The organism is Marinobacter sp. G5_S1_61_S3 (assembly GCF_054968585.1).
The window spans coordinates 48,627-59,767 of sequence record NZ_JBQKUK010000024.1; the positions used below are offsets into that span (position 1 = coordinate 48,627).

Consider the following 11,141-nt stretch of genomic DNA (forward strand, 5'->3'; position numbering starts at 1 on the left):
TTAGTCAATCTGGGCCGCAACAGCCTCAAGCCGATCAACCAGGTCAGTCAGGCGGGATTCCAGGCCAGCCAGACGAACATCCAGGGCATCCACTTCATCAGACACCGAGGCCGTCGCCGTCGTTTTGAATGTGTTGAACTGCGCGAGTGTTATCGCATCGCTATCGTCGACAGCGTCCGCCACGAACGTTACCCGACGCTCGGAGCCCAAATCGCCGACCGAGATCGCATCCGCCACCACTTCCGCGCCGGCGCCCAAGGCTACGTCGCCTTCCGCAGAGATCACCACAGAATCAAGCTGGCTGGTTAAATTCCTGATAAAGAAGGTCGACGGCAATGCCGATCCACCATCCGTGATGCCCAGCAACCAGTCCTCGGTCGGGAAACTTGCAGAGACGCTAGTATCCCGCAACAGGATCTGCGGTGTTGGTGAATGCAGTCGGAGTGTGTCGAAACCAAATTCAGCATCAACCACACAGTGTTCGCCGGCACACAAAGACCCCTTCACGATCAGATCATCCTGAACGACCTCATCCGCGTGACTCAAGACAGGTAACGATACTGCAAGTGTAGACGCCAAAACGAAGAACTTTCGCATTCCATAATCCCTATTTGATGATACGCAGCCAATTGTGCGTAATTAGTCGCATTCCAAACTCAGGCGTCCGCCTCGCAACGAAGACCTATCCAATAAATAGACAAACAGCTGAAGCTTATGTCAGAAAATTAATAAATCAATGAAATACTTGCGACACGATAGATTTATGGCCGCTCAATTAGAGCTAGTATGGTGTGATTGCCTGTCGCGTTTCTTGGGCCAGGCCAAACCCGAACGGGAATCGGGACCATAATAAACAAGGGGAACAGCCATGAAACAAATTGTTCTCGTGTCTTCCATTGGTGTCCTCGCTGTAACGGCCAGTATTTCTTTTTGGCTGAGCCAGACTGACTCCTCTGTTGACACCGAAAAATCGATCAGCAACCCGCAAGCTACCCAGGCACTGACTCAAGAGCCGCAATCGACCAGCCAAAGCCAGAACAGCGGGCTTACAGCCGAACAACAGGCTTTACTGGACAACCCGCAAACGCTGGAACTGGCCAACCGGCTCGACTTTGAGGAAGAACTGCACACCTTCTTTGCGAACGCCAAGAGCCTGTCTTCGGAAGAGCGCGCAGCGGAGGCTGCAATGCTGGAACAGCGCCTGGCTGAGTACGAACGCCTGGGACAGGTCAGCGCAGCAGAGAGCCTGATGGTTCGCATTGCCATGACAAAACTCACCATCGAAGACGAAGCCGCGCAGAAACGGGCGTTGCAAGGCCTGATTGACCGGCAGAATGCCGCTGCGCAGGCACGCAAAGAAGAATGGCTGGCCAAACCCAGGCCGGAGTTTGAAGCCTATAAGCAGCAGGAGAAACAAATCGTGCAAGAGGTGATGGCAATGGACAAAGTGCCTGCAGGAATGACCCGCAACGAGTACTTACGCCAGCGATTGCTGGAAGCCCGTGTGGCCGCCAACAATAATGGCGATGCGCCTCAATAACGCATCGCCATCCCTATCGGCGGGTTCCCCGATTCCGGAGAACCTGATACCCAATGTTCTACAGAAGCTGATCAAGTGCCCAGTAGAGCGGATTGAACGGCTTGTTGTAGTCAGCCTGCTGATCGGTTTCAGAGGCCTGCATCACCGCACCGCTTCCGTTCAACACATTGGCCACAAAGTCATCCAGCTCCAGCCCGGCTTCCTGAATGTCTGAGTTGGCAAACTCAATAATTGTGGTGCAGTGGCTCTCGTTCACATCGCGGAACCATGGCAGGTAATACCCAAAATTATTCAGGTTGGACAGGGTACCCTTCAGGCGCTCTGTATCCGTATACCAGCGTTCGTGGATCAACGCCTCTTTGGTAGCCTGATCCGGCGCATTCTCGATTTCCGGATAGAAACGCTCGTAAGAATAGGAGGAGTAATTCAGATCCTGCCAGAAATGCGTATGCCCCATCCGATCATTCGGTAGCTCCGCAGAAAGGGCCGTATACAGTGAGCCGAGATCGTTCAGGTTCATCAGTGGAAGCCCGTCACTGAGGTATTCCAGCGGACCATTGGGCTGATCCAACCCCCAGGCATCACGGATAAACGACTGCAACAACACCGAAGGATAAGCTTCTGGATCCGCTCCGGAAGGCGCACTGAAGGCAGGTCCAGAGTCGTTGATCATGTACCCCCGGTTGGGCTCCATATCTCGGCGAGTCGGGTGATAATTGGTCAAACTGCCCAGGCCGCCGGCACTGCATCCGGTCGTCAGCAATTGCTTCGGCCGCTGCAGATTATCCTTCACCCACGAAATCGCGGCGCGGGTGTTGCGAAGGCCATTGTGATGCCAGATCAAAGGCTCCGCTTCCCCTTCCGGATCTTCGTACACGGCCACCTTGTCACCGGAGTAGACGTCTCCCGTGCAGTACGGGATATAAACCATGTTCCAGTTCTGGGTCTTGACCGATGTCAGTGGATTCAGGCGCACCACAAATGGACTGACCAGGCTGGCACTGGGGTTTGTCAGGTTCATGTAGTCATCGGGAATACCGTCCGGGTTGCGGGCTCCCCGAATGCCCGTCTGGCCAGAGCAGCTCTCGTAATCCCAGCAAGCGCCGCCCCCTTCCAGGTAGATAATCGTATTACTGGTGTTCGGCACGCGGTTCACAAAGAACTTGTACTCAGAGCCGTTACCACAGACAGCGCCGGTTTCGGGTGCCAGGGGAATGGTTTGCCAGGCGTAGTAGTTGCCTGGCGAAAAACCATCGTTGAACCCCGGCGGGTTGGCAAGTAAGGGGTAGTCACCCTGACGCTGAGCTGCAGTAACCGGGTTATCCGCTGCCGGTGGATTAACCAGATTCCCGAGTGTTCGCCAGAAACCATAGTCACCCAGCTCAGCCATCGCCGGGCCTGTTACGCCCAGTAGAATAAGAACAACTAGCAGTTGGTTCTTGATGCTCGTTTTCACAGGCATCCCTCCTTGATTGTTGTTATTGGGGCGTAGTCAATCATTGAGCTCACCCCTGAATCGAAACTAGACGTGACACTCTGTCATTTCAATGAATACCCCTAGAACAATTGGTCCTAAAAAATGATAGGTAATAGCGTTATTGAAAAATGTAAAGGAAATGACTGAATTGGAGAGAACTACCTCCTCTACTGCCTACTTAATATTGGCCCAATGGGACTAAAAGCATTTTCATCACGACATAAAACATAACAATTTGGCACTATTTAGAAACTAACTTTCTGAAATAAAATGGATATTTAGATCAGCAACCAACAGGCAGCGTTCAACATCAGGCGGCTGTAATTCACTTTTAACAGCGATTACATAAGGGAATATTTGATGCTGGAAAGCAGTTACAACGAGGTTTTGGTCGCCTGTTCTATTATCATTGCCGTTCTTGCATCCTATACGGCCCTGAATATGGCCAGCCGTGTCTCCAGCGCATCGGGCCGCTCTGCGGTTCTATGGCTGATTGGCGGTTCCATCGCCATGGGCTTTGGCATCTGGTCCATGCACTTTATTGGCATGCTCGCCTTTAGCCTTCCCATCGAACTAGGCTACGACGTCCCCCTCACCCTGCTGTCATTAGTCATCGCCATAGCGTGTTCTGCATTCGCCCTTTATCTGGTGTGTCAGGACACGCTGCCCTGGGGCCGGCTGCTATCGGGTGGTTTACTGATGGGCCTGGGTGTAGCCAGCATGCACTACATCGGTATGGAGGCACTGCTCATGCATCCGTACATTTTCTATGTACCCTGGCTGGTTGGGCTATCCATTGTTATCGCCATTGTCGCGTCCACAGCCGCCCTTTGGCTGGCGTTTCGACTGCGAGAGGAGAGCAAGCGCGCGACCTTCGGCCGCATTGGCGCGTCCCTGGTTATGGGGTGCGCCATTATCGGCATGCACTATACCGGAATGGCGGCCTCCAAATTCCCGATCGACAGCTTTTGCGGCGCGGCCAACAGCGGGATCGATACAAAGTGGCTGGCTGTGCTGGTCATCATTGTCAGCCTTGCGGTGTTCGCCATTGCTCTAATTGTGTCAATGCTTGATGTACGCACCAGCCAACTGTCCAACTCACTCGATGACGCCAATAACGAACTCATAAAGCTCGCCCTGCAGGACAACCTGACCCGCATACCAAATCGTGTTCTATTAGGAGATCGGCTGGAGCAAGCGATACACCGAGCCGAGAGAAACAACGGTGAGTTTGCCGTACTGTTTTTGGACCTGGACGGCTTCAAGGCGATCAACGACATGCACGGGCACCATGTCGGAGATCAGTTGCTCAAAGAGGTAGCGAATCGCCTGCTTTCAAACAAACGAGAGGGAGACACAGCCGCGAGGCTTGGAGGGGATGAATTTGTACTATTATTAGAACCCTGCTCACCGGAAACTTCCGCCGTATTTGCGCAACGGTTAATTGATGCCATTGAGCAGCCCTACGAGACTTCGAATATCCCCCTTCACATTTCCACCAGTGTCGGCATCGCGATTTACCCCCAGGACGGTAAAACCGAACATGAGCTGATGGTGAATGCTGACGCCGCCATGTATCACGCCAAGAAACAGGGCCGCAACGGCTACTGCTTTTTCGAACACGGCATGAACGCCAATGTGCACCTGCAGATGCAAATGCAGCAAAATCTGCGGCAGGCCGTCAGCCGCAACGAGCTGGTACTGCATTATCAGCCCAAGTTTGTTGCACCTGACGGCCCCATGACTGGCCTCGAAGCCCTACTGCGATGGCAAAGCCCCGATCACGGATTCCTGTCACCCGATCGTTTTCTCCCGCTGGCAGAGAGCTCCGGGCTGATCGTGCCCATTGGCAACTGGGTCATCGAGGAAGCCTGCCGGCAAATGAAGGTCTGGTACGATCAGGGGCATCAGGAGTGGAGTGTAGCGGTAAACCTTTCAGCGGTTCAGCTGGAGCATCATAGCTTGGTTGACGTGGTTCGCGAGGCATTGAGAAAGCACTCCCTGGATCCCTCACACCTGGTGCTTGAAATCACCGAAACAACGGCCATGTGCAACGCAGAGACAAGCCTCACCGTATTGAACAAACTATCGGATCTCGGCGTGTCCATTTCCATCGATGACTTTGGCACCGGCTACTCAAGCCTGCTCTACCTCAAACGTTTGCCAGCCAACGAACTGAAAATAGACCGCGGCTTCATTACCGAACTGGCCCAGGATAACGATGATGAAGCAATCATCCAGGCGATCATCGCTCTGGGCAAAACGCTGGATATGAGGATTGTCGCAGAAGGTGTTGAAACAGCCGAACAACAGGCACTGCTGACCCAGCTTGGCTGCAATACCCTGCAAGGGTATCTGTTGGCGAGGCCTGCCCCGCCCGAAGCGTTGCTCGAGAAGATTGCTCACATGACCAAACGTACGGAATCGGCTCTGGTTACTTAGGTGAGCGAAGCTGCGTGACGACTGTTGGCATCGCTGACAGAAGAATGCTGCTGCCAACTATGTTGAACTATGAAAACGACGGTGCAGATCACGCACCTGTTCGGCAAGAGCGGGAACCGGACCTTCAACTGCCACGTTTGGAACGACTTCTCGGATTGGTAACGCTCGTACGGGAGGTGCTGGAACTCCAAGATCGGTAAGCCATGCCGCCAATTGCTCGGAGGAGCTCACGTACACGATACGTCCCAGCCCCACCCAGCCATGGGCGGCGGCACACATCGGACAATGTTCACCAGACGTATAGACCGTTGCTTCTGCTCTGGCCTCCGGGGTCATATTCGCCGCAGCCCACCGTGCAATCTCAAACTCCGGATGGCGGGTTCGATCACCTGAGGCAACGTGGTTGTGATCTTCAAAAAGAACTTCCCCGTCTGCCGCCACAAGCACAGAGCCAAATGGCTCGTCACCCAGCTCTAGAGCCTCAGTTGCAAGTTCTATACACCGACGCAGGTGCTGTATCCCTCCATCGTTCACCATGACGTGCTCCTCGAATCCTGTGGCCAATATCGACGCAGAAATGCGGGTGCCGTCCATCGGCCGCGTACTGATGCGGTTGATTATATTTTGCTGGCTTCGGCTTCAGGCTCACGCCCACCGCGCAACACCAAATATAGCAGCGGGCCGGCAGACACAAACACTGCTGTCAGAATAAAAAACGGGATGAGATAGCCCAACCCTTTTCCGCGACTTTTGCCATCCCGGTACATCCAGACACAGGCCAAAGCAGCAAGAATGTAGAGATCAATAACAACCTGGGCTGTGTCCGGGCTGGACATGAGCTGAACGCCAAAAGCTAAAAGCGACTGCTCTGCTCCGGCCATTACCCAAAAGGTAAAACCCATGAACAGACAGAGAATGATTAGGGGCAAAGTCGATACTCTCATGATCTTCCTTGATTGAGGTTGAAGAAATATAACGCCTTGGCTTTGCGGCGTACCGGAGCACCAGCATAGGTGCGTTCGACAACAGCCCCTGGCTAAGCTGCTTCGAAGTCCAAGCGATGAATACCATCCAGATTGACTGTGCCGCGAGCCACCCATAGGTCATACATATCTTGCATCGCCAACCAGCTCTCAGGAGTACGCCCGAGAACCTTGGATAGCCGAAGCGACATTTCCGGGCTAATACCACTATCCCCTTTTAGCAGTCGAGACAATGTGGAGGGCGAGACCCCCAGGCTGGACGCAAGCTGACGGGAACTGATACCGAAAGGCTCCAGATACACCTCCCGTATGAATTCACCAGGATGCGGCGGATTATGCATAGTCATCAGTGATAATCCTCATAATCAAGAATGTAGGCGTTGCCGTCCTGAAATTCGAACGTCATGCGCCAATTTCCGTTAACCCTAATCGACCAGCGGCCTTTGTCTTTGCTCTTCAATGGATGAAGCCGAAAACCAGGGATATCCATGTCTTCCATTGAAGTCGCCGTATCCAGAGCAGCCAGCTGCATACGCAGCCTCTTGGCATGGTCGGGTTGTATGCCAGACGTGTGGCCGGTCGAGTAGAACCGCTTCAGTCCTTTGTGACGGAATGATTTAATCATAATAGAATGCTAGCATGTTGCGCACCACGCAACAATGAAACTCAACGCTTGCAGCATGCGCGCCCGCGGAATGGAGCCGAAGGGGCAATGTAATGGGCGTCGCCGTGCCTGCATTGGTTAGGCCATTTAGCAGCAACCCAATTCCCCGTTAGTGAATACCGTATGGAGAAAGATTTGAGTACGCCTCCGATTTGAACATAAAGACCAGGTCAGACAAGCTGCTGACGACTTCATGAAGATCTTGGGCGTACTCCGTCATATCATACTCACCGTGTCGCTCGGTCACGATCTTGAGAATGCCTGATTTGGACTCAAGCTTGGCAAAGTAATTAACACAGGCAGCCGAATAGGCGAAGCTCTCGACCTTGTCGTCGTTTTCCTTGGGATAGACCTTGTAGAACACGCGGAGGATATCGCTTTGACTGAGGGCACTGAATTCCTCCTCTGTAAAATCATCTGGGTCTTGCTTCCGAATAAGGAGCAGATTCTCAGATGGGAAGTCATCGAAAGTGAGTATCAGATAACCAGCATCGGATACTGTAATTCGGGGTACGTCATTGTCAGCGGGTAAAAGAGTCTGATGTGAGTCCCCTTTAAGAGTGACGAGAAAAAAATCTCGAAACCGATCAATGAAACCACGAGCATCAACAAAGTAGCCAGAACGAACAAGATTATCTCTCACCCTACGGCACGTTCGGCTGAGTACATAATGGATCAGGAGGAAAATGGAGACCAAAACTCCCAGCAGAATATTCATGGCTTTGCCTCGGTCAAATTCTGCGCCCAGTTCCGCGGCCACGGAAATGAGGCCCTGAGGCAAGACAATAACGATGATTAAAATAATCACCGTACGGACAAATAAAAGAATCCCTTTGGACAACAACACCCGCCTCCGATGCAGAAATACCGGGCTCCACAATAGAGCACTCTCACCGATCCAGTAGAGGAAAAAGTCTAGCCTAACGCCATGCGAAGCGGCCGATTTGGAGGCGCACCCGCGCCGGAAAACCGGTCCGCTTGCGCTACTGGTTATATCAGACCTCACTCTCGTAAGGCACTACGCTACCAGCCGGTCAATAAATCCAGAGCATGCGGGAACGTAAACACCGCAAGAATCAGTGCAATAACTCCTATGTACACAACCCTATAAAATTCAAAAAGTTTCGGGTCAACATCTTTATAGATGACCTTGTACTGAACCAATACCTTATGCTTTGACATCAAGTAGACCTCTCCTCCCAATAAGGGAGGAACAACCACAGCAGCAAAATACTCTTTTTCCAGATCCACTCCCAAGAACAAGACGCTCGTAAAACATACCGCTAGGAGAAGAAACCCCGCTAGGAGAAGGCCTACACGGCTTTTTACGTATGGTTTAAGAGTCTCAACATTGGTTTCAAAGTATCCAATCGAAATGCTTACGATCTCATGGCATTGCGCGCACACATACCCTCTATTCGTGGGAGAAGGCATTGTCGACCCGCACTTGGGGCACACAGAGTAGTATCCACTCATAAGATATAACGCTTGCAGCAAGCGCGCCCACGGAATGGAGCCGAAGGCGCAATGTAGTGGGCGTCGCCGTGCCTGCACTGGATATGTGCTTTAACCATTGTGACTGAAAACCACCAGTTTCTTGTCGGGTATCACCATCAGGACGGCCTCACCTTTGAACGAATAGTACGAACCAGCGGTTCGTCCGCTCTCTACTACGTCGTCGTACAAAGAGTCACCGATACTCCCGCCGCAAAGCAGTTCATATGACCAATTTTCCGACCTGGTCCAGTCATCCCTGGGAGTTTCCATCCACTCGCCATATGTATAATACCGGCCAGAATGACCTCGAGCCTGGCCTGATTCCTCAAAAAACTTAACACCTTGTTCTTTGATGGCTTCTGCTGTTTTACCGCCCAATTTGTAGACGGCCGTACCACATCCTTCCCTGAGCCCGGAATCCGAGGTGATAGAAATGCGGTAACTGAGACCTATATTCTTGGGAATAGCCTTTCTATACCAAGAATCCTCGAATAGGTACCACGCCCCGATTAGAGCAACGACAATTACTCCGATAACCTTTAAAGCCTTCATGATTTTGCGAGCTTTCCTTGCACATAACGCTTTTAGCAGCGGCCGGCAGTATGCCGGTCCGCCTGTCTAAATTTGTTATGAGTTCTGGTGGGCCTCACGCCATATCTCCTTTGCACAGAATGCGTACCAGAAACAAAGAAAATACAGAGGTAGTAAATAATAGGGGAAAATATCGAAGAACTCTGCAATGCTCACAGAATCGGTAATGGCACTCAATATCTCATCACCAAATGCGACAAAAAAGACGAGCTTCCAAACCCACTGCGAAAATAATTTTCCGCTGAACAGATATAGACCGATCGCAAGATATACCGGGATATTGATCTGAACCCTTAGTAGTGTTGTATAGTCATCCTCAAGCACTAATGCTAGGCACAAAACCAGATAGTCGATAAGTTTTGGCCAAAAATACAGATGAGCAAGGATGACAAACCATTTAGGTCGCCATACATCGGCTTCTATCGGTGATAACTCTTTATCTGTTGCATCTATTTCCATACTACTTCTTTATTTCCTACGTGACTCATAACGCTGAGCTAAGCGGCGCCACGACAGTGGCGTCCGGTGGACGGCCGACAGGCCGGGAACAGACTTAAGCGCCTTGTTATGTGTCTTGTCTGACCAACTCAAGGTCAACATCTCCAGGCTTGAAGGTTGCCGCCCATCTAGTGCTTCCATCGGATGCCACGCACTCCAAATCGTATGCAAGCGAGGGCTGTTCATACACCTCGATTACTGTGGCTTCATCACCCACAGTTGGCGCATTAGATCCAAGCCAGACACTCGAACTACTGAATTGGTCGTTGAGCGCTGTGATTCGCACGACATCATATTGCTGAAGCACGTCATTACCCTTACGCATAACGCCGCCAGCAAAGGCCGGAGCACGCAGTGCGGAGGTCCAGCCCCGAAGGGGCGATTGTGCCTGGCCTTGTTAGGTGCATTCGCTAGCTCTCCATTTCAATGTCTTCGATCTTTCCATCTTCATCGAAAGACACACTTACTACATAGTCTGTAACGTCGTCGGGTAGCGTAAAGTCATAGACCTCTTCGTTTTCCCATTTCGAGCGTAAAACTAATAGACCTATGACTTGCTCACTCGATGGAATTTCAGTGCTCAAATGCTTTTCCCAGTATGTTCCAGGAAGTTCATCTATATGATGCGAAACAAACTCATCAATACTGTACTCACCCCGCTCTGTACCAGATGCCTTTCTGATACCTTCGAGAGCTTTAGCTTCGTTACTCATTCAGTCACCTAACGCTTGCAGCACGCGCGCCCTTGGAATGGAGCCGAAGGCGCAATGTAATGGGCGTCGCCGTGCCTGCACTGGTTAGGCATCGATACCACCCAGCACTGCTTTAACTCTCTGTACTGAACTAGCATACGACTGGGCCATATCGGCCGAAATTACTTCTGATTCCGCATGAGCAACACGATTTCGTAAAGCAGCCAGGTCCAAAATGGCTCTGATCGTTTCTTCGCGAACTTTGCCGGCTTTTGCAAGAAGATCCACTAATGAGCGCACACTTACTTTCTCGTAAGCACTTTTACCAACGAGATCGCGGATAGCGCTCTCAAGTTCGATCCACGAGCGCATGACTAGGTCAGTGGGTTCAGGAGTTACGAGACGAAACATTGGAATGTCAGAACCACGTTCTGCCACACCATCCGAGCGTTCAGGCTCGGGCAGATCACGCTCTACCTCAGCGAGAATCTTGCTCGCCTCCCGTTCGAACTCAAGTTCCAAGTCTTTGTACTTGAGCCTCTTGAGAGTCGGTACCAGTTTTGACAGAGGTGCACGCAGCAGCCCTACCACGACGACTATCGTGGCTGGCCAAACTACCACTTCAACTATTTGCACCAATGATTCCATATCTTTCACTGCCTAACGCTGAGCACAGTGGCGTCCGGCGGCCAACGGCCGCGTACTGATGCGCCTTGTTAATGGCCGGTTACCCGGCGATTGATCCCTGGCACCCAAG

General features: G+C 51.8%; 13 protein-coding genes. 2 read left to right on the forward strand and 11 right to left on the reverse strand.

Annotated elements, in window-relative coordinates; genetic code table 11:
* Entirely contained in the window at positions 1-597 is a 597-nt protein-coding gene (locus ACTRWH_RS19245) for a hypothetical protein (RefSeq protein WP_199480565.1), read from the reverse strand.
* A 271-nt stretch (positions 598-868) separates the two neighbouring features.
* Here ACTRWH_RS19245 and ACTRWH_RS19250 point away from each other — a divergent pair, with 271 nt between their 5' ends.
* Positions 869-1,540, forward strand: a complete 672-nt coding sequence (locus ACTRWH_RS19250; protein ID WP_199480566.1) for a hypothetical protein — start codon at positions 869-871, stop codon at positions 1,538-1,540.
* A 58-nt stretch (positions 1,541-1,598) separates the two neighbouring features.
* Here the strand turns inward: ACTRWH_RS19250 and ACTRWH_RS19255 are convergent, their stop codons facing one another.
* Entirely contained in the window at positions 1,599-3,002 is a 1,404-nt protein-coding gene (locus ACTRWH_RS19255) for a pectin acetylesterase-family hydrolase (protein WP_085681033.1), read from the reverse strand.
* 375 nt (positions 3,003-3,377) lie between these two features.
* Here ACTRWH_RS19255 and ACTRWH_RS19260 point away from each other — a divergent pair, with 375 nt between their 5' ends.
* Entirely contained in the window at positions 3,378-5,459 is a 2,082-nt protein-coding gene (locus tag ACTRWH_RS19260; RefSeq protein WP_085681035.1) for a putative bifunctional diguanylate cyclase/phosphodiesterase, read from the forward strand.
* Between the two features lie 57 nt (positions 5,460-5,516).
* On the opposite strand, the gene ACTRWH_RS19265 is transcribed toward ACTRWH_RS19260, so the two are convergent.
* The 9 genes from ACTRWH_RS19265 to ACTRWH_RS19305 form a co-directional block, all read right to left on the reverse strand.
* Positions 5,517-5,996, reverse strand: coding sequence for a nucleoside deaminase (locus ACTRWH_RS19265; protein WP_085681037.1), 480 nt, complete (start codon positions 5,994-5,996; stop codon positions 5,517-5,519).
* 80 nt (positions 5,997-6,076) lie between these two features.
* Entirely contained in the window at positions 6,077-6,403 is a 327-nt protein-coding gene (locus tag ACTRWH_RS19270; RefSeq protein ID WP_036206826.1) for a DUF2834 domain-containing protein, read from the reverse strand.
* A gap of 92 nt (positions 6,404-6,495) precedes the next feature.
* Positions 6,496-6,789: a HigA family addiction module antitoxin gene (locus tag ACTRWH_RS19275; RefSeq protein WP_023012140.1), complete on the reverse strand. Its 294-nt coding sequence runs from the start codon at positions 6,787-6,789 to the stop codon at positions 6,496-6,498.
* Positions 6,789-7,067, reverse strand: a complete 279-nt coding sequence (locus ACTRWH_RS19280) for a type II toxin-antitoxin system RelE/ParE family toxin (RefSeq protein WP_041336503.1) — start codon at positions 7,065-7,067, stop codon at positions 6,789-6,791. Before ACTRWH_RS19280 ends, ACTRWH_RS19275 begins: the two co-directional genes overlap by 1 nt.
* 148 nt (positions 7,068-7,215) lie before the next feature.
* Positions 7,216-7,947, reverse strand: coding sequence for a hypothetical protein (locus ACTRWH_RS19285; protein WP_157665610.1), 732 nt, complete (start codon positions 7,945-7,947; stop codon positions 7,216-7,218).
* Between the two features lie 725 nt (positions 7,948-8,672).
* Complete coding sequence (locus ACTRWH_RS19290; protein ID WP_085681043.1) at positions 8,673-9,155, reverse strand: hypothetical protein; 483 nt, start codon at positions 9,153-9,155, stop codon at positions 8,673-8,675.
* A gap of 75 nt (positions 9,156-9,230) precedes the next feature.
* Positions 9,231-9,653, reverse strand: a complete 423-nt coding sequence (locus ACTRWH_RS19295; protein ID WP_085681045.1) for a hypothetical protein — start codon at positions 9,651-9,653, stop codon at positions 9,231-9,233.
* 449 nt (positions 9,654-10,102) lie between these two features.
* Positions 10,103-10,405, reverse strand: a complete 303-nt coding sequence (locus tag ACTRWH_RS19300) for a DUF2004 domain-containing protein (protein ID WP_085681055.1) — start codon at positions 10,403-10,405, stop codon at positions 10,103-10,105.
* Between the two features lie 84 nt (positions 10,406-10,489).
* Positions 10,490-11,041 (reverse strand): hypothetical protein, encoded by a 552-nt coding sequence (locus ACTRWH_RS19305; protein WP_157665611.1) that lies wholly within the window; start codon positions 11,039-11,041, stop codon positions 10,490-10,492.
* Positions 11,042-11,141: the final 100 nt, after the last annotated feature.